The sequence below is a fragment of the Xanthomonas sp. NCPPB 2866 genome, from assembly GCF_041475745.2.
In the GTDB taxonomy this organism is placed as follows: Bacteria; Pseudomonadota; Gammaproteobacteria; order Xanthomonadales; family Xanthomonadaceae; genus Xanthomonas; species Xanthomonas arboricola.
Genome location: NZ_CM192975.1, coordinates 4546732 through 4565993, shown reverse-complemented (window position 1 = coordinate 4565993; position 19262 = coordinate 4546732). Strand labels below are relative to the sequence as shown.

Annotated in this window: 16 protein-coding genes; 9 read left to right on the top strand and 7 right to left on the bottom strand. The window is 66.1% G+C overall.

Annotated features, from left to right (window positions below; all coding sequences use genetic code 11):
* Positions 1–249 precede the first annotated feature (249 nt).
* A complete protein-coding gene (locus ACCQ04_RS19425) occupies positions 250–696 on the top strand; it encodes a universal stress protein (RefSeq protein ID WP_024937550.1) in 447 nt (148 codons plus the stop codon).
* Between the two features lie 161 nt (positions 697–857).
* Here ACCQ04_RS19425 and tagK read toward each other — a convergent pair whose 3' ends face one another.
* Complete coding sequence (tagK, locus tag ACCQ04_RS19420; protein ID WP_226427902.1) at positions 858–1484, bottom strand: transcriptional regulator TagK; 627 nt, start codon at positions 1482–1484, stop codon at positions 858–860.
* A gap of 539 nt (positions 1485–2023) precedes the next feature.
* Between tagK and ACCQ04_RS19415 the strand changes: the two genes are divergently transcribed.
* A complete protein-coding gene (locus ACCQ04_RS19415; RefSeq protein WP_506191511.1) occupies positions 2024–3037 on the top strand; it encodes a patatin-like phospholipase family protein in 1014 nt (337 codons plus the stop codon).
* A gap of 78 nt (positions 3038–3115) precedes the next feature.
* On the opposite strand, the gene ACCQ04_RS19410 is transcribed toward ACCQ04_RS19415, so the two are convergent.
* The gene (locus ACCQ04_RS19410; protein ID WP_155758421.1) at positions 3116–3289 is read right to left on the bottom strand and encodes a hypothetical protein; all 174 of its coding nucleotides are present in this window, start codon (positions 3287–3289) and stop codon (positions 3116–3118) included.
* Here ACCQ04_RS19410 and ACCQ04_RS19405 point away from each other — a divergent pair.
* From ACCQ04_RS19405 to ACCQ04_RS19385, 5 genes are all read left to right on the top strand, one after another.
* Entirely contained in the window at positions 3282–3707 is a 426-nt protein-coding gene (locus tag ACCQ04_RS19405) for a hypothetical protein (protein ID WP_046345062.1), read from the top strand. The genes ACCQ04_RS19410 and ACCQ04_RS19405 overlap by 8 nt on opposite strands.
* 464 nt (positions 3708–4171) lie before the next feature.
* Complete coding sequence (locus ACCQ04_RS19400) at positions 4172–4699, top strand: hypothetical protein (RefSeq protein WP_104628246.1); 528 nt, start codon at positions 4172–4174, stop codon at positions 4697–4699.
* 221 nt (positions 4700–4920) lie between these two features.
* Complete coding sequence (locus tag ACCQ04_RS19395; RefSeq protein WP_255618804.1) at positions 4921–5046, top strand: hypothetical protein; 126 nt, start codon at positions 4921–4923, stop codon at positions 5044–5046.
* 192 nt (positions 5047–5238) lie between these two features.
* Entirely contained in the window at positions 5239–5778 is a 540-nt protein-coding gene (gene ecfK, locus ACCQ04_RS19390; protein WP_046346102.1) for an ECF-type sigma factor EcfK, read from the top strand.
* A complete protein-coding gene (locus tag ACCQ04_RS19385) occupies positions 5757–8285 on the top strand; it encodes a serine/threonine-protein kinase (protein ID WP_226427904.1) in 2529 nt (842 codons plus the stop codon). The genes ecfK and ACCQ04_RS19385 overlap by 22 nt, the downstream gene beginning before the upstream one ends.
* Positions 8286–8490: 205 nt before the next feature.
* Here the strand turns inward: ACCQ04_RS19385 and ACCQ04_RS19380 are convergent, their stop codons facing one another.
* Positions 8491–8781 (bottom strand): DUF2782 domain-containing protein, encoded by a 291-nt coding sequence (locus ACCQ04_RS19380; RefSeq protein ID WP_026064381.1) that lies wholly within the window; start codon positions 8779–8781, stop codon positions 8491–8493.
* A gap of 77 nt (positions 8782–8858) precedes the next feature.
* Here ACCQ04_RS19380 and polA point away from each other — a divergent pair, with 77 nt between their 5' ends.
* A complete protein-coding gene (gene polA / locus ACCQ04_RS19375) occupies positions 8859–11660 on the top strand; it encodes a DNA polymerase I (protein WP_372358598.1) in 2802 nt (933 codons plus the stop codon).
* A 429-nt stretch (positions 11661–12089) separates the two neighbouring features.
* Here polA and hemF read toward each other — a convergent pair whose 3' ends face one another.
* From hemF to ACCQ04_RS19355, 4 genes are all read right to left on the bottom strand, one after another.
* Positions 12090–12989 carry an oxygen-dependent coproporphyrinogen oxidase gene (gene hemF / locus ACCQ04_RS19370; RefSeq protein ID WP_046345059.1) on the bottom strand — a complete coding sequence of 300 codons (900 nt, stop codon included), beginning with the start codon at positions 12987–12989 and terminating at the stop codon, positions 12090–12092.
* Between the two features lie 594 nt (positions 12990–13583).
* On the bottom strand, positions 13584–14162 hold the full coding sequence (locus ACCQ04_RS19365; protein ID WP_226427906.1) for a hypothetical protein: 579 nt from the start codon (positions 14160–14162) through the stop codon (positions 13584–13586).
* On the bottom strand, positions 14159–14875 hold the full coding sequence (locus ACCQ04_RS19360; RefSeq protein WP_054592907.1) for a hypothetical protein: 717 nt from the start codon (positions 14873–14875) through the stop codon (positions 14159–14161). The genes ACCQ04_RS19365 and ACCQ04_RS19360 overlap by 4 nt, the downstream gene beginning before the upstream one ends.
* A gap of 310 nt (positions 14876–15185) precedes the next feature.
* Positions 15186–17546 (bottom strand): S9 family peptidase, encoded by a 2361-nt coding sequence (locus ACCQ04_RS19355; RefSeq protein WP_226427970.1) that lies wholly within the window; start codon positions 17544–17546, stop codon positions 15186–15188.
* A gap of 366 nt (positions 17547–17912) precedes the next feature.
* On the opposite strand from ACCQ04_RS19355, the gene ACCQ04_RS19350 reads away from it, so the two are divergent.
* Positions 17913–19256, top strand: a complete 1344-nt coding sequence (locus tag ACCQ04_RS19350) for an AMP-binding protein (protein ID WP_179466061.1) — start codon at positions 17913–17915, stop codon at positions 19254–19256.
* Positions 19257–19262 lie beyond the last annotated feature (6 nt).

Below are 19262 nucleotides of genomic sequence, written 5' to 3'. Positions count from 1 at the left end.
CGTCACTACGAGCGTGCCGTTGTGCGCTGCCCGATGCATTCACAGCATCATCCGTGACACCCTGCGATCGAATCGAACGCAGAGCAACAGACGGCAGGATGCGCAGAAAATGCATCGGGCGAGCTCTACAACCCTGCTTGAGCAACAGTGCGACCGCCGCAGCTGGATTGATCCACATCAATGTCTGCGTAGCTGGACCCTGTCAGGCTGCCATCACCGGCGATGCTGCCAGTCACTTCGGAGATCACCATGTACAAACGTATCCTGATCGCCATCGATGCATCCGAGCTGTCGCATCGTGGTTTGTTCCAGGGTCTTGAACTGGCCAAGGCGACTGGCGGCAAGGTCGATATCGTCACCGTGTCCGAGCCGTGGGCAATGGGCATGTACGACGCGATGGGCTGGAGCGTGGGCTACGAGGCAAGTCCGGAGTACCGCAAGGAACGCGAAGCTGCCGCAGAGAAGATCCTGCGCCCGGCGCTGGAGCTGGCGGCTGCGGCCAATATCAAGGCCACGTCGCGCCACGTGCTGGACCGCTTCGCCGCCGAAGGCATCGTGCAGACCGCCAAGGAGTGCAACAGCGATCTGATCATCATGACCTCGCACGGCCGCCGTGGCATGCGCCGCATGCTGCTTGGTAGCCAGACGGTGGAGGTGCTCACGCACAGTTCGATCCCGGTGCTGGTGATCCGCTGATCGCCGGATGTTTTGCTGCGCCAGAGCAGATGCAAAGCGTCCTACGTTCCAAGTCGCACAATCTCTCGTAGGAGCGCGCCTGAGCGCGATGAGGCTTTACCGATAACGCCCCGTCGCGCTCAGGCGCGCTCCTACGCGGATTGCGGATTGCGGATTGGAGGTCAGTTTTCCATTGGTGCCGGCCGTGCAAGATGCCGTAACGCGTCGGTATGCAAGGGAGCGGGGCGCACCGGTGGCAGGCCGGCACGCACCGGCGCGTCGTCCCGGCGTACGTGCTGGTTGAGCTCGCGCAGGAAGCGCCCCACCGGAATGTAGTGTCCGCGGCGTGGCGCATGCGTCGGCGGCGCGGCGCGGCACTGGCGGCGCCAGTGCATCGGCGGCATGCCGAAACGCTGCTGGAAACAGCGTTGGAACTGCCGCTCCGACGCAAAGCCCATCTCATATAGCAGCCAGGTCAGGCTGCACTCCGGGTAGGCTTGCAGGTAACGGTACGCGGCGTACAGGCGCTGCTCGCGGATATAGCTGGCCACGCCCCCGCGCGACTGGAACAGCCGGTACAACGACGCACGCGACAGCCCGAACGCCTGCTGCAGGGACTCGGTACCGAGCTCGGCCTCGCCGATGTGCTGCTCGATGTAGGCCAGCAGACCGCTCATCAGCGGCGCATGCGCCTGCACCGATGCCTGCGGGACGATGGCGCCGTAATAGTTGGTGTTGCGCATGCGGGTGCTGCCTGCGGCCCACTCCCCGGGGCCTGTCATCTGGTCAACCGAGAAAAGCGGCGCCAACCCATCATTGCCTGTCGTGAACCCGGTGCTGCGTCACGCATTGGTGCGATCGACCGCAGTCCAGATCGATCGTCCGGTCCTTTCCTCGCTGCACCGCGACACTGGAAGCGCCTGGCCCGGCCTACGCGTCGGTGTGGTGGCTGATGCGGAGCCAATGGCATCGCATCGAGATCTGGGCTGGCAACGGCCGGCACGGGGTTGCGTGGGGTCGCACTGATTTGCCGCGTCGAACGGACAGGTCTTGCAGCGCGATGCCGGTCGCCAAGCGAATACCGAGGGCACCACGGCCCGACGACCCGCGGCAAAAGCGGTCGCAGATCACATGCTCGATGTCGCGAGACGATTTGTCGGGTGGTGGGCGGAGCCGCTTCTAAGGTGGTGCAACGGTAGACGCAACAGCCGTCGCAATCACTTCCGCACACCTGCGATTGATCCCGACAGCCATCGGTATCGCGCGCTGGACCGGCAGTCGGACAGCTTGTTCTTGGCGCCTTTGCCGCACACGTTTCAAGCCAGTGCCCGCTCTGCAGGAGACTTCAATGTCGTTCAATATCATCAGTTGCGATGGCGGCGGAATTCGCGGCCTGATCACCGCGATCCTCATCCAGGACCTGGATCAACACAGCAGTATCCTCAGCCACGCCAATTGCTTTGCCGGCACTTCCACTGGCGGCCTGCTTGCGCTGGCATTGGTGAAAGACGTCCCGATCGGCACGATCATCGAGATGTACATGACCAAGGGCGCCAGCATTTTCGAACCCAATGGGTGGTTGCTCGATCAACAGGCGCAGGTGCAACGGCAAGGGGTGGATGCGGCACTGGGAAGCGGGCCGGGCTTCTTCAGCAGTCAGTACAAGAATGATGGCTTGATCCAGATCGCAAGCGGTCTCTTGGGTACAACGCAACTTGCACAAGTGCAGCGCCTCGTCGTCGTCAACGCCGCACGCCTGTGGGATGCGAGCAGTGCAAACTGGATGCCTGCCACGTTCTCCAACGGCGCCAACAATGCGTACAGGCAGATCAGCATGGTCGATGCCGCATTGGCGACGTCTGCCGCGCCAACCTACTTTCCGCCTTATCGGATCGCCGGCACGAACGAGGATTACGGTTTCTTCGCCGACGGCGGCGTGTTCGCCAACAATCCGGCCATGACCGCAGTGGCCGAGGCCATCGCCAGCGGCCAGGTGACCAACATCGGCGATATCCAGCTGCTGTCGCTTGGAACCGGCAGCAGCCCGCAAGGAATTCCGGCCGCCGCGATCGGTAATCCGCTGGGCTGGGGCGCAACGTCCTGGCTGCATCCCTGGGCCAGCGGCCCGGTCCCGGCCATGCCGTTGCTGAATCTGACCATGGACGCGACGGCCGAGCTTGCAAGCATCCAGGCCGAGCAGGTGCTGGCCGGCAACTTCAGGCGCGCCAATGTCGAGCTGCAACATCCCTACGCACTGGATGACTGGAAGCATGTCGCCGATCTGGCCAGCCAGACCCAGGCTTACCTGCAGACAGATGCCTGGAAACAGACGCGTGACTGGGTCGCCAGCCGCTGGACATAGGGCGGCTAGCGGATCTGTGCGCACGCGCAGCGTGGAGCTTCCGTGCGTGCAGCCGCGTCGGCAGCCCGCTCGCGGCATTCAATCGTTTTGCCCGCAGCCACCAGGCAGCTCGCCGTGCGTGGCGTGCCGGCCCGGCGTTGACCCGGAATCCGGACGCGTTGGCAGCGCCAGCGTCGTCGTTTCCAGGTCGTAGCTGTGTTCCAGCCGGAACACATTGTGTTGGTTTGCCACCAGGAGAAAAAGAATGAGCATTGCATCGCCACATCTGCAGGATGAATCCGGCATCGAATGGACCGACGCCGTCAGTGACAAGGGCATTCCCTATCAGGTCGGGTTTCGCGGCAGCAACCAGGAGCCGGTGCCAGCCGATGCTGCAGGTGAAGAAGCGAAGAAAGATTTCGGCATTGCGGTCGCTTGGCCGCTGACCGGAAACAACTGGACCGATACCACCGCAGAGGTCAAATCGATTGCTGCGATTCCTCGCTACAGTCTCGGAGCCTACGGCGGAACCTGGGCCTACATCCTGTATTTCAGCAACACCGAGCACTACGACTACTATTTCTACGACAAGACAGGCGATAGCTATCAGGTCAACACCTATCGCAACGGCGATCACTACGTCCGCTACAACTCGAGTGATCCGGCGATTGCCTTTATCAAAGGCAGCTGATTGCCGGACGTCGGCCAGGCGCCGGCCGCAACGCCGCGATTGCGGCCGGCGTCAATGCCATCTCGATCCCGGCAAGGACCTGAAATGTTGTCTCGGTGGGCGTGTCCATCTGCTCCCTGATGTCGAGCGAACGTGGCAGAGGTTGGAAGCGGCATGAGTGCAGGCGCCGCCTCAAATGGTGTGCATGCTCTGGCGACATTCACGACTGCGGCGTCCAGCAATTCAGGGTTGTTTGCCACTGCAGGAGCCGCTAGACCGCAACCGGGTGCGTTGTGCGTCAGTCCCACGTCTGTTGCCACCACCCGCGTCACGATGTCCTGGAAACCCGATGAAGAATGCGGAGTTGCGCATCCAGGGTCGCTGCAGGCTGCGTCAATGGTGTGCCAGGGTGCCGGGTGACCGGCAGCCCATGGCGAGAGGCGAGTCGGGGCAGCCTTCCCAGCCCCGAAAAAAGGGCACTTATCATGGCGATCACGATCCTTTCCGCTGTATACGGTACCGGCAATGCAGGAGTCGATGTCACCCAGCTATGCCAGAGTAGCGTCGATACAGGCAATGACGATATCACCGCAAGCAATACCTTCTTCGGGACCGACCCCGATCCGGGCACAGTCAAAAACTTTGCGATTCTTTACAAGAATCCGGCGTTGAACAATGGGAATCCCATTGCGCTCGGTTGTGCGGAAAATGGCCAGATCGATCTGGTGCCTAATCCGCCTACTGCCAGTACGCCCGTTCCGGTGCCTAGCAACCCCAGTTTTACCGTCGTGCGTGCGATGTACGGGACCGGCAACAACGGTTACGACGTCACCTCGATCTGCCAGTGGCTGCTCAACAACGGCGGCACAGCGATCCCGGTGAGTAACGCGACGTTCGGCGGGGACCCAGATCCCAACGTCAAGAAGAGTTTTGCCATCGTCTACACCGCCGTGGGCGGCGGCGCGCAGCAGTTCCGTGCCGGTGCAGAAGGTTCGACATTGAACTTGAGCTAGTCTTTTTTGAGCGGGGATTTACAGAGCTCACATGCCGCACATCAAGCGGACTGTTGGATCCGTGACGGTCCAGTACCTTCTCCCATCAGCGGGGAAGGACTGGAAGGCATGGAGCGCAGGGGACGCTGCCGGAAGAGCGCAATACCGGGTCGTGAGGAGCAAAACCCTGTAGCGCAAGGAGCGATATCGTCAATCCGTATCCGGGCAAGCGCAACAATCCGATGGAAGGCACGCTGATCCGCAGCGAACTGGTGAATGCCGTGGCTCTGTGGAAAGGCAGGATCTACGGCCCGGCATCCGGCAAGACCGGCAATGCCACGCTCACGCATGGGCGGATGGCTTCTTGACGGTGGCGGGCTGCGTGGCCTTCTTCCGTCAGGGGCCGACCTGGTAGCCCGCACCGTGGTGGCTGTCCGACCCGGGCGGCCCGACGCGCGTGGTCGGGGGACCAGGCAGGCGAGCTAAACCGTTTGGTTTTGAAGTGCCTGCCCGGTCGCCAATGCGGGATACTGCGCTCCCACGCAGGCGAGATGGACCGGATGTCCGAGCTGCCGATCACCGAGTTGTTGCAGGCCTGGCAGCGCGACGAGCCCGGCGCGGGCGACGCATTGGCGCGGCAGGTCTACGAGGTGCTGCGCGCCACCGCGTTGCGCGAGCTGCGGCGCGATGTGCGTGCCGGCCTGCAGGCGACCGAGGTGGTGCACGAGGCGTGGATGCGGCTGGAGCAGGGCCAGCAGGCGTTTCGCTCGCGCGCACATTTCTATGCGGTGGCGGCGCTGCAGATGCGCCATTTGCTGGTGGATCTGGCGCGCCACCATGCCAGCGCCAAGCGGCTGGGGCAGGCAGTGACCTTGACGATCAGCCTGTCCGACGGTACGCCACGGCCGGAGGCCTTGATGGTGGTCGCCGATGCCTTCGACAAGCTGGCGCGCGTGGACGAGCGCAAGGCCAAGGCCTTCGCGCTGACCGAGCTGGTGGGTTTCAGCGTGGCCGAGGCGGCCGAGCAACTGGAGGTGTCGGTGCCGACGCTGGAGCGCGATCTGCGCTTCGCGCGCGTATGGCTGGCGGCGCAGCTGTGAGCGGCGCCGCCACCTCCTGGCAGCGCTTGGAGGCCTTGTTCCATCAGGCCTGTCAGCTGCCGGTAGAGGCGCGCGAGGCATTCGCGCGTGCGCAGGCCGGCGACGATGCGGTCCTGCGCGATGAGTTGCTGGCGATGCTGGCGGTGGAATCGCAGGCCACGCTTCGCGTGCGTGCGCCGTTGCAACAGGCCGCCGCGGCACTGCGCGCGCCGCTGCCGGAACTGCCGGCCGGCACGCGCTTCGGTGCCTGGGCGATCGACCGCCTGATCGGCGCCGGCGGCATGGGCCAGGTCTATCTGGGCCATCGCGCCGACGGTGCCTACGAGCGCGAGGTGGCGATCAAGCTGGTGGCCGCCGAGGCCCTGGATGCGCAGGGCAGGGCCTTGTTCGAATTCGAATGCCGGCTGCTGGCGCAGATGGTGCACCCGGCGATCGCGCAGATCCACGACGTGGGCACCGATGCGCACGGCCGTCCGTATTTGGTGATGGAGTATCTGCGCGGCGAGCCGATCACCTGGTGGTGCGATGCGCACCTGCTGTCGCTGCAGGCGCGCGTGCTGCTGATGCTGCGGGTGGGCGAGGCGGTGCAGCACGCGCACCAGAAAGGCGTGATCCATCGCGATCTCAAACCGAGCAACGTGCTGGTCAGCGCGGTCGACGGGCGACCGATGCCGGGCGTGATCGATTTCGGCATCGCCGTCGATGCGTCCAACCCCGGCATGACCTCCGCGCATGGCCGTGGCACGCCCGGCTACATGAGCCCGGAACAGGCGCGCGGCGCGCCGGAGGTGGACGCACGCAGCGACATCTATGCGCTGGGCGCGATGTTCTACGAACTGAGTTGCGGGCTGGCCCCGGTGGCAGACCGCGACGGCGTGCCGCAGCCGCCATCGCAGCGGGTGGCTGCGGTGCCGGCCGATGCGCGCGCGCGAATCTGCGCGGCGCGTGCGACCAGCCACGGCAAGCTGCAGGATCAGCTGCGCGATGGCCTGGATGCGATCGTGCTGCGCGCGCTGGCGCCGGAACCGGGCGCGCGCTACGCGTCGGTGTCGGCCTTGCTGGAGGATCTGCACCGTTGGCTGGATGGTTATCCGCCAGGTGCGTTGCAGGCCGGCGGCTGGTTGCGGCTACGCAAGTTCACCCAGCGCCATCGCAGCGGCGTGCTGGCTGCTGCACTTGTTTCGATCGCGCTGGTTGCCGGCCTGGGTGCAACACTGTGGTCGCTGCAACACGCTGCGCGCGATGCGCAGCGCGCACAGGTCACCGGCGACTTCATGGGTTCGGTGCTGTCCAGCGTGGACCCGGGCATTGCGCAGGATCTGGACAAGACGCTGATGCTGCGCGTGCTGCAGCAGGCCTCGCAGCGTGCCGCGCGTGAGTTGGCCGAGCAGCCCGATGCACGCACGCACGTGGAGCTGACCCTGGGCCGCACGCTGATCGCGCTGGGCGACTATCCGCAGGCGGTGCTGCATCTGCGCATCGCCCAGACCTTGGCGCGGCAGCACATGGGCGCGGCCAGCGTGCCGGCCCTGAAAGCGGCCTCGATGCTTGGCCAGGCGCTGACCGGCGCCGGCAAGGCCAGCGAGTCCGAGCATGTGCTGCGCCAGAGCATCGCGCTGGCGGCAGGCGGCGATGCAGAACAGCAGGCGCTGGGCAACGAGATGCGCGCGCGGCTGGCATGGGCGTTGCGCGACCAGGGCCGCATGGCCGATGCCATGGCAGAGGGCCGGCATGCCTATGTCGCAGCGCTGGCCAACGACGCCAGCACCGCCGATCAACGCATCGATGCCGGCAATGTCTATGCCGGCCTGCTGGCCGACGTCGGCCAGCTGCTGCCGGCAATCGCCCTGCAGCGCAGCCTGCTGCGCGAGCGTATCGCCATGCGCGGGCCGGAGCACCCGCTGGTGCTGTCGATGCGCAACAGCCTGGCGGTGTTCCTGTTGATGCAACGCGACTTTGCCGCTGCCGAAACCGAACTGGCCTCGTTGCTGCGCCTCACCCGCAAGCTGTACGGCGACAACGCCGCCGACACCTTGATGGTGGAAAGCAACCTGGCCCACGCATTGCGGCAGCAGGGCAAGCTGGCCGACGCCGGCCCGCATTACCGCGCCGTCCTGGAGCGCGCGCGCACCCTGTTCGGCGACGATGCGCCGGCCACCATCGGCTATCGCAGCAACCATGCGTTGTGGCTCTTGGACAGTGGTCAGCTGGATGCCTCGCTGGCCGAACAGCGCGCGTCGCTGGCGTCGTCCATGCGGATACTGGGCCGTGCGCATCCACAGACCGCCGAGATCCTGCGCGGCCTGTCCGAAGCCGAGCGCAGGCTCGGCCAGCTGGCCGCCGCGCGCGACCACGCGCAGCAGGCATTGCAGATTCTGACCGGCATCTACGGCGATGCCGAGCAACCCTTGCGCGCCGCACGCCAGACCTTGGCACTGGTCGCCCCGGCCAAGGCGCTTGCCGCAACCTCCAGCGCAGAAACCACGACGTCGGTGGCGCAACGCTGAGATGGAGTATCGGGCCGGCCAAGCGCCGCCGGCCGTCTGCTGCCGCAGGGCGACAGCACAGGCAATCCCTGTCGCCATGCGGCGGCGTACCGAAACCGGCGGGCCATCGCGCCCGGCATCAGCCACACAAGGCAGACGTAACCGAACCAGCGCCCGAGCTCCCGCGAGGCTTACGCTTTACGAATCCCGAATCCCGAATCCCGAATCACCAGCTATACAGCTTCCAATACACCTTATTGACCTTGTCCTTCTCCGCATCGGTATGCCCGTCGTGATCGCGGTCGTACAGGAAGTAGGGCGCACCGCGGGCAGGCGTCACCCGCACCATTTCCAGCTGGCCGTTGACCCGGTACTCGTCGACCTTGTCGCCGTTGCCCATGGTCTTGCTGGTGACATCGGCACCGGCGGGGATACCGTCGCCGGCAGTACCGCCGGAGGTGGTGGCGCAGCCGCCGAGCAGCAGTAACGGCAGCAGCAAAAGACTCGCTCTCTTCATCGTCGTCATCCGTTCTAGGTCGTCGGCAAGTATGCGCCGGCACGATGTGGCGTGAGCGTGCAGCGTAGAATTGGCGCATGAGCAGATTAGTCCTGATCGACGGGTCCAGTTACCTGTACCGCGCGTTCCACGCGCTTCCGCCGCTGACCAATGCCCAGGGCGAGCCCACCGGTGCCTTGTTCGGCGTGGTCAACATGCTGCGCGCCACCCTGAAGGAACGCCCGGCCTATGTCGCGTTCGTGGTGGATGCGCCGGGCAAGACCTTCCGTGACGATCTGTATGCCGACTACAAGGCCAATCGTCCGTCGATGCCCGACGACCTGCGCGCGCAGGTGCAGCCGATGTGCGACATCGTGCATGCGCTGGGCATCGACATCCTGCGCATCGACGGCGTGGAAGCCGACGATGTGATCGGCACGCTGGCCCTGCAGGCCGCCGCCGACGGCCTGAGCGTGACCATCTCCACCGGCGACAAGGACTTTGCCCAGCTGGTCCGCCCGGGCATCGAACTGGTCAACACCATGAGCGGCAGCCGCATGGATTCGGACGAGGCGGTGATCGCCAAGTTCGGCGTGCGCCCCGACCAGATCGTCGACCTGCTGGCGCTGATGGGCGACACCGTGGACAACGTGCCCGGCGTGGAGAAGTGCGGCCCCAAGACCGCCGCCAAATGGCTGGCCGAATACGACTCGCTCGATGGGGTGATCGCCAACGCCGACAAGATCAAGGGCAAGATCGGCGACAACCTGCGCGCCGCGTTGCCACGGCTGCCGCTCAACCGCGAACTGGTCACCATCAAGACCGACGTGACCCTGGCCAGCGGCCCGCGCGCGCTGGACCTGCGCGAGCCCAACGCCGAAACGCTGGCGGTGCTGTACGCACGCTACGGCTTCACCCAGGCGCTGCGCGAACTCGGCGGTGCAGCCGCCCAGGCCGGCCTGTCGACCGAACCGATGCCGTTGGGAGCCGCCGCAGCCAGCGCCCGCACCGAACCCGGCCGCGCGCGCGGCACCGGCTTCGTGTCCGGCCCGGCCAGCGCCCCGGTGGACCTGGACCCCGCGTTGTCGGCGCCCGGCCAGTACGAGACCATCCTGACCCAGGAACAGCTCGACGGCTGGATCGCGCGCCTGCGCGCCGCCGGCCAGTTCGCCTTCGATACCGAAACCGACAGCCTGGACCCGCTGCAGGCCGACCTGATCGGCCTGAGCGTGGCCGCTGAGCCCGGCCAGGCGGCATATCTGCCGTTCGGCCACAACTTCCCCGGCGCCCCGGCCCAGCTCGACCGTGCCCAGGCGCTGGCGCAGCTGGCGCCGCTGCTCACCGACCCTGCGGTGCGCAAGCTCGGCCAGCACGGCAAGTACGACCTGCACGTGATGCGCCGCCACGGCATCGCCCTGGCCGGCTACAGCGACGACACCTTGCTGGAGAGCTTCGTGCTCAATTCCGGCAGCGCCCGCCATGATATGGACAGCCTGGCCAAGCGCTACCTGGGCTATGACACGGTCAAGTACGAGGACGTCTGCGGCAAGGGCGCCAATCAGATCCCGTTTGCCCAGATCAGCCTGGACGACGCCACCCGCTACGCCGCCGAAGATGCCGACATCACCCTGCGCCTGCACCAGGTGCTCGGCCCCAGGCTGGCGGCCGAGCCGGGCCTGGAGCAGGTCTACCGCGACATCGAGATGCCGCTGGTGGAAGTACTGGCACGCATCGAAGCCAACGGCGTGTGCGTGGACGCGGCCGAACTGCGCCGCCAGAGCGCGGACCTGTCCAAGCGCATGCTCGCCGCCCAGCAGAAGGCCACCGAGCTGGCCGGGCGCAGCTTCAACCTGGATTCGCCCAAGCAGCTGCAGGCGCTGCTGTTCGACGAGCTCAAGCTGCCCGCCGTGGTCAAGACGCCCAAGGGCCAGCCTTCGACCAACGAAGAGGCGCTGGAAGCCATCGCCGACCAGCACGAGCTGCCGCGGGTGATCCTGGAATACCGCGGCCTGACCAAGCTGCGCAGCACTTACACCGACAAGCTGCCGGAAATGATCCACCCGCAGTCCGGGCGCGTGCACACCAGCTACCACCAGGCCGGCGCGGCCACCGGGCGGCTTTCCTCGTCCGATCCGAACCTGCAGAACATCCCGATCCGCACCGAAGACGGCCGCCGCATCCGCCGCGCCTTCGTCGCCCCGGCCGGGCGCAAGCTGATCGCCTGCGATTACTCGCAGATCGAGCTGCGCATCATGGCGCACCTGTCCGGCGACCCCGGCCTGGTCGGTGCGTTCGAGTCCGGCGCCGACGTGCACCGCGCCACCGCCGCCGAGGTGTTCGGCCGCACCATCGACACCGTCAGCGCCGACGAGCGCCGCGCCGCCAAGGCGATCAACTTCGGCCTGATGTACGGCATGAGCGCGTTTGGTCTTGCCCGGCAGCTCGGCATCGGCCGCGGCGAGGCGCAGGACTACATCGCGCTGTACTTCAGCCGTTACCCGGGCGTACGCGACTTCATGGAAACCACCCGTCAGCAGGCACGCGACAAGGGCTACGTGGAGACGGTGTTCGGCCGCCGGCTGTATCTGGACTTCATCAACGCCGGCAGCCAGGGCCAGCGTGCCGGCGCCGAGCGCGCCGCCATCAACGCACCGATGCAGGGCACCGCAGCCGACATCATCAAGCGCGCCATGGTCAGCGTGGACGGCTGGATCGCCGACCACGCCGAGCGCGCGATGATGATCCTGCAGGTGCACGACGAACTGGTATTCGAAGCGGAGACCGATTTCGTCGACACGCTGCTGAGCGAAGTGACCACGCGCATGTCGGCCGCGGCCGAATTACGCGTGCCGCTGGTGGTCGATTCCGGCGTTGGCGATAACTGGGATGAGGCGCACTGACGCAGCAGATAAGGCGGATATGCTGAATGCGCAGACCAGACATAATACGAATCGAGCCTGCGCCGATGGAATGAATAACCGCTAAATTCTACATATTTTTAACAGTTATCTTCACGATCCATCAATGTAGAAAATGGTGTTATATCCCTCGACGGGCGCAACGCCTGTCGGCAGATCTCTCCCATCCCCTGGAGCAGATCTCGGAGCGGAAACTACTCCCCAAGTTTCCGTTCCCTGGCCCCGCCGACCTCCCCCTGGTCTGCGGGGCTTTTTATTTCCGGCCTGCAATTATTTTGCTACGCAACATAACCGGTTCATCGTATTGCACGCTCCACCGGCGTCGCGGGAAATCACAAATTTAAATAGGTCGAATTAACTCAATCGATCAACACAGCGTTTCATTAGCGCTGTGTTTTTTAATTGACCGATTCAACCGAGCCAGTCGCGCGGGACCAGATAGTCCATCAGCCGCGCCTCGGCGCTGCCCGGTTCTGGCGTAAAGCCGTATTCCCAGCGCACCCGTGGGGGCAGGCTCATCAGGATGCTTTCGGCCCGCCCGCCACTTTGCAGGCCGAACAAGGTGCCGCGGTCGTAGACCAGGTTGAATTCCACGTAGCGGCCGCGGCGGTAGAGCTGGAACTCGCGCTCACGCTCGCCGTAGGGCGTGTCCTTGCGGCGCTCGACGATCGGCAGGTAGGCATCCAGGAAGCCGTCGCCAACCGCGCGCTGGTAGGCGAAGTCGCGTTCGAAATCCTGCCCCAGGTCGTCGAAGAACAGCCCGCCCACGCCACGCGTCTCGTTGCGGTGACGCAGGAAGAAGTACTCGTCGCACCAGCGCTTGTGCGCGGCATAGCGCTCCTCGCCGAATGGCGCGCACAGCGCCTGCGCGGTGCGGTGCCAGTGCAGCACGTCCTCGTCCACCGGATAGAACGGGGTCAGATCGAAGCCGCCACCGAACCAGGCCGCCACCATCTCGCCATCGCGCTCGGCACGGAAGTAGCGCACATTGGCGTGGGTGGTGGGGATGTGCGGGTTGTGCGGGTGGAACACCAGCGACACGCCGCAGGCGCGCCACGTCGCCCCTGCCAGCTCTGGCCGGTGCGCACTGGCCGAAGGCGGCAGGCGCGAGCCGGACACGTCCGAAAACCCGATGCCGGCCTGCTCGAACACCGCGCCATCGCGCAGGATGCGGGTGCGCCCGCCACCGCCCTCCTCGCGCTGCCACAGGTCTTCGGCAAAACGCGCGCTGCCATCGATGGCTTCCACAGCAGCGCAGATACGGTCCTGCAGGCCGGTCAAATAATCGCGTACACGGTCGAATTCGTTCATGCCACGATTCTAAGCGGTGCATCGCGCTTCATGCAGTCGGGCAAACGCGCCCGTTTGTCGCAGGGCGAGGCGCTGCGGTGTGTAGGCAACGGGTGCTTGGCCAGCCGGGCTTTACCGGGTCGTCCCACGCCAGCATTCATATGCCGGCTGTTTTCTAGTTGGGACCGGGCAGTGTGGGCGAGGCAGAAACAGCAGAAGCGGAAGAGGAAGAGGAAGAGGAAGCAGAAGCAGGGCACGCGATCGGCGGTCTGGCTGCAGGTCCTTGCCCGCCCACCATCGCAGGACACGCCGCAAGTACGTCCGTGTAGGCTCTTACGCGGCATCCATGCCGCGTAAGGTCCCGCGACGGTGGGCGGGCAAGGACCTGTCGCGATGGTCGGTGTGCATGGTTTCGACTGAGCAACCGGTAACCGGTGCGGTGTCCTTATCGGTTCCGGAATCCTTGGCGGCATGGATGCTGCCAGGAAGCCTCCACAGACGGATTCACGGCGTGTCCCGGAAGTGATGAGTGCATCGCGCCCTCGACTCACCGGGCTTGTGATTCAAGCCTCGTGCCGTGTCTAACCGTCGCCACGGCTCGACGTCTCGATTCCCTCATGCGTTGCGCCCGCGCGAGGCGGCAAATTCGGCGCGCACTGCGGACGTGCACAATCGCCATGCCAGCGCTGCGTGGAGACAGCCGATTGCCAGCACGCCCAGGCCTGTCAGCAGCAACGCCGCCTGGCGGGTTGCCTGCAGGCGTGCCTGCAGCTGCGGCCACTCGGGGCTGTGCACGACATCGGCCGGCAGCATTGCCTGCACGCCCTCGAACAGCGGCCCGATCAACGCCAGGCCACCGACATTGAGCAGTGCGGTCACCAGCAACACCGCCACGAACCCGACCCGCGCCCACTCGCGTCGCTGCAGCAAGGCCCAGCTCAACCATGCGAAGGCCACCGACAGCACCACGCCTACGACGGACAATGACAACGCATGATCGATCAACCACTGCAACGAGGTGGGCAGGCTGATCCCTTCGGGCAAGCCCAGCGCCGCCGCGTCGGGCATCAGCACGATCATCGCGATCTGCAGCAGGTTGGACATCGCGCTGACGACACCCAGCAGCAGGGACACCCATGCCAGCGGCGTGACGAAGCCGCCGCGCGGTCGAGGGCGCGGTGTCGGCGCGCTCATTGCAGCGATGCGATATGGGCGGCCACGGCGGCCTGGCCATCCGGATCCAGGGCCGGCTGCAGTTGCGCGTACCAACCGGGCAGCGCGTCGGCCGGCAGGCACTGGCGCAACAACGGTGTGCTGCGCTCCAGGAAGGCTTCGAAGAAGGGCAGCCCGCGCACGTAGAGGAAGTGGCTGTCGGTGATCGACATGCCGGCGTAGGCCTCGCGCAACCACTCCAGATGCGGCAACGCGTGCGCGCCGTGACCGGCGCGGGTCAGCGCGGTGAGGAAACTGGTGCGTGCGGTGGCCGGCGAGGTGGAGCGCTCCTGCGCATTCAGATCGTCGAAGGTCAGCAGCCACTGTTCGCCACGATCGATCTCGTTGCACATCACCGAAGTGGTCGCCAACTGCAATGCGTTGTGCGCGGTAGGCTCCAGTTCGTACAGCGCCAGCCAGTGCGGGTATGCCTCGCGGTAGCGGTCCAGCGCGCTCAATGCCAGTGCGCAAAGACGTTGCGCGTCGGCACCCAGGTGCAACTGCGCTTGCGCAGCGTTGTAGGCGCCCAGCTGATCGCCGCGCTGGAACAGGCTCAGTGCGGGCTGCAGTGCCGGGTCGATCTGGACCTCGGTATCGGTGTCATCGGTTGCAGCTGCCGGCGCTGCGGTCGGTTCGGCTCGGGGCGTCTTCGCCACCGGGGTCTTGCGTCCAAACAAACGGTCCCACAGGCCCATCGCGATTACCTTCTGCGCGCCGCGAATCGGAAACCGCTGCGGTGCCGGCGGCGCTCCGGTCGGGCGGCGGGCCGGCAAAGGGGAGCGCAATGCGCCAGCGGTCTGCCGATCCTGCGCCAAGCTTAGGGCCAGTCGCGTACGTGCAGGTGAGTGCCGCGCAGGGTGACGCGTGGCGATGGGTGACGCAGTAGCGCATCACGCGTGCAACCTGGGCCATCTGTCGCCTGCTGCAGCATGGGGATGCCGGCGCCACGCGCGATGTCATCGACCGGGCGATGCAGCACGCATCGCCCGGCCGCAGCGGCATGGCTTACGGCTTCACCTGCTCATTGAACAGCTTGAGGATGCGCTTGTATTCGTCCAGCCACGAATCGGCGCGTGTAAAGCTATGGCGTTCCAGCGGATACGGCGCCACCTGCCAGTTGTCCTTGTGCAGCTCCATCAACTTCTGGGTCATGTCGACCGAGTCCTTGAAGAACACGTTGTCGTCGATCATGCCGTGCGCGATCAGCAGATGGTCGCGCAGTCCGTCGGCGTAGTTGATCGGCGATGAGGTCTTATAGGCCTCGGGATCGAGCTCGGGCGTGTTGAGGATGTTGGAGGTGTACTCGTGGTTGTACTGCATCCAGTCGCCGACCGGACGCAGCGCCGCGCCGGCCTTGAAGGTGCCGGGGCTGCGGAACAGCGCCATGTAGGTCATGAAGCCGCCGTACGAGCCGCCGTAGATGCCGGCACGCGCGCGGTCGCCCTGCTTCTGCGTCACCAGCCACTCCAGCCCGTCCAGATAGTCTTCCAGCTCCGGGTGGCCCATGTTGCGGTAGATCGCGGTGCGCCAGTCGCGGCCGTAGCCTTCCGAGGCGCGGTAGTCCAGGTCCAGCACGATGTAACCCTGCTGCACCAGCAGGTTGTGGAACATCTGCTCGCGGAAGTACGGCGTGTAGCGCTGCGAGACGTTCTGCAGATAGCCCGCGCCGTGCACGAACATCACGATCGGATACTGCTTGCCGGGCTCGGGGTTCTGCGGCCCGTAGTACTTGCCCCAGACCGTGCCGGCGCCATGCCTGGACGGTACCTGCACGTACTGCGGCGCGATCCACGGCTGCGCCTTGAACGCGGGCGTGCGGGTGTCGGTCAGCAGCGTGGCCTGGCCGCCTGCGGCCGGCACCACCGCCAGCTGCGGTGGCAGGTAGCTGCCTGAGTAACGCACCAGCAGTTGCTGCCCGTTCGGCGACAGGCTGAAGCCTTCAACGCCATTCAACGCAGTGACTTCGCTGAGCTGGTCGCTGCGCAGGTCCAGCTTGCACACCTCGTAATCGCCCGGCCATTTCTGGTTGCACAGGAAGAACATGCTGCTGCCGTCGGCGCTGGGCACCGGCATCGACACTTCCCACTTGCCGCGCGTGCGCTGGCGCGGCTTGCCGTTGCCTTCCACCGTGTACAGCTGCGAATAGCCGGATTCTTCCGACAGCAGCCACAGCGTGCGGTTGTCGGGCAGCCAGCCGAAATCGTTGAAGTCCCAGTTGATCCAAGCGCTGTCGCTCAGGCGATGCCGCGGCTGCAACGTGGCGTTGGCCAGGTCCACGCTGGCGATCCAGCGGTCCTTGTTGTCCACCGCGCGAATCTCCACCGCCACGTTGCGCCCGTCGTCGCTCCAGTGCACCGCCGGCCCGCTGCCGTCGCCGTCGCTTTCCACACGGACGGCGCGGTTCCCCTTGAGCGCGTCGCGCTTGGCGGCCTTGCGCAGCGCGGCCAGCGGGTCGGTGGCGATACCCGGCAGGGTGTCGAAGGACAGCGGTCTTGCAGTGCCGGCGCTGACATCGACCAACCACAGCGCATGCGCCACCGGCGCATTGCGACCGACGCGGGTGCGCACTTCCTGGAATTCCTCGTAACCGGATTCGGTCACGTACTTGGGCATCTTGCCGGCCTGGCCCTCTTCGGCACCCTTGGCCTGGGTGACCACCAGCAGGTGGCGGCCGTCCGGCGACAACGCGCTGTCGACGATCTCCACCTCATCGCCCAGGTACACCGGCGCTGCCGCACGCGTGGCATCGGCGCGGCGCCAGGCGTCTTCCTGGGTGCGTAACGCATCGCGCTGCTCACGGTCGCGCCGCAGCGTGGCCAGTGTGGCCAACTGCTGCTCGCGCAACACATCGGCCTTGGGCGCAGCGTTGGGATCTCGCTCGGCCTTGACCACTGCAACCTGCGCAGTGCCGCCGTCGGCGCGCCAGTGGTACCAGTTGTTGCCCGCGCGCCAGATCGCGCCGCCATCGCTGGCAAATTGCGGCCGCGATTCGACCTCGTTGCTGCGGGTCAGCTGGGTCAGCGCGCCGGAACGCAAATCGCGCAGGAAGATGTCGCCATTGCGCGCGAACAGCATGCGCTGGCGGGTCGCGTCGTAGCTCGGGTTATCCGCATCCAGGCCGGCGCGGGCGTTGTCGGCCACGCGTTCGGCGCTGCCGCCGCCGGCGCCCTGGCGATAGGTGTCGCGCACCGGGGAACCGTCGCGCTTGAGCAGGTATTGCACCTGTTTGCCGTCCCACTGCCACCAGGCCTGATCCACCGACGGCCCGATCCAGTCCGGATCGGCCATCACCTGTTCGATGGTGAGCGGTGTGGCGGATTGCGCATGCGCGGTGACAGCCAGCAACAACAAGGACAGCGGCAACAATCTGGGCATCGGTAACAACTGGACGCAACGAGGAGCGGACAAGCCTAGCAGCTCGCTTCCGCCGGGGGCTTGGGCCACAGGTCATGTGCGCGTGGAGGCGAGTGCGTTACCGAACAGGCAAGGCATGGACGAGTGGCGGACGCGACCACAAGCGGTTGTGCGCGCGTTGGCTCGCACGGGCGTACGCGCTTGACGGCCAATGCACGCCAGGTGCGATGCGCTGCTGCAATGAGTTGGAATGCGCTTGGCGCACGGGCCTTGCCAAGGTTCCCGACCGCCGCTTCCGTGGCGCAGCCGGAAACCTCCCGACTTGCCAGCAGGGCAGGTGGCGGCCAAGCTAGCGCGCTTTTGCGATTGCCGGTTCCCATGTCCAGCCTGCCTGTTCCTGCCGTTTCCCACCCGATGGCCGTCGGCGCGCCCGGCCGGCCGCTGGCCTGGCGCGCGGGGCAGTCGGTCGATCTGGCCACCTTCATTGCACACGTGCATGGCCTGGCGCAGCTATTGCCGGACGGTCGCCACGCGGTGAATCTGTGCGAAGACCGCTATCGCTTCATGGTCGCGTTCTATGCGTGCGCATTGCGCGGTCAGGTGTCGCTGCTGCCGTCCTCGCGCGCGCCGGCCGTGGTTGGCGAGGTGCAGGCGCGGCATGCCGATGCCTACTGCCTGGGCGATCTGGCACTGGAGCTGGCACCGCCGCGCTATTGGCAGCTGCCGGCCGAGTTGCCGCAGGCCGCAGGCCCGATTCCGCAGCTGGCCGACGATGCCCTGGTGGCCATCGGCTTCACTTCCGGCAGCACCGGCAGCCCACAGCCCAACCCCAAGACCTGGGGCAGCTTCCTGACCAGTACGCGTCAGGATCTGGTCGCGCTGGAAAGCCTGTGGGCGCACACCGATGCGGTGCCGCACGTGGTCGCCACGGTGCCGCCGCAACATATGTACGGCATGGAACTGTCGGTGCTGCTGCCGATGGTGACCGAGCTTGCGGTGCATGCGGGCCGCCCGTTCTTTCCGGACGATGTGGCGCGCGCGCTGTCGGACATTCCTGCCCCGCGCGTGCTGGTGACCACGCCGGTGCACCTGCGCGCGCTGGTCGAATCCGGCGTGGCGTTGCCGCCGCTGGTCGGCATCGTCTCGGCCACCGCGCCGTTGGCGCAGGACGTGGCCGCGGCCGCCGAAGCGCGGTTTGGCGGCGAGGTACGCGAGATGTTCGGTTCCACCGAAACCTGCGTGTTCGCGGTGCGCCGCACCGCGCTGGAGGCGGCGTGGACACCGCTGCCCGGTGTGCGCCTGGAAACGCAGGCGGCAGGCACCTTGGTGCACGCACCGCATCTGGCCACGCCGGTGCTGCTGGCCGACATGATGGACGTGGCTGCCGACGGCACCTTCCAGGTGCGCGGCCGGCAGGCCGATCTGCTGGAAATCGCCGGCAAACGCGCCTCGCTGGCCGATCTGACCCGTCGCCTGCTGGCCATCCCGGGCGTCGTCGACGGCACCATCGTGCAGCTCGCACCCGAGCCCGGTCAGGCGGTCGGCCGTATCGCCGCACTGGTGGTCGCCCCGACCCTGGACGAAGCGCAGATCCTCGCCGCCCTGCGCGTCAGCGTCGACCCGGTGTTCCTGCCGCGCCGCCTGCGCAAACTCGCCGCCCTGCCACGCAACGAAACCGGCAAGCTGCCACGCGATGTGGTGCTGGGTTTGCTCAACGGCTGAGCGCAG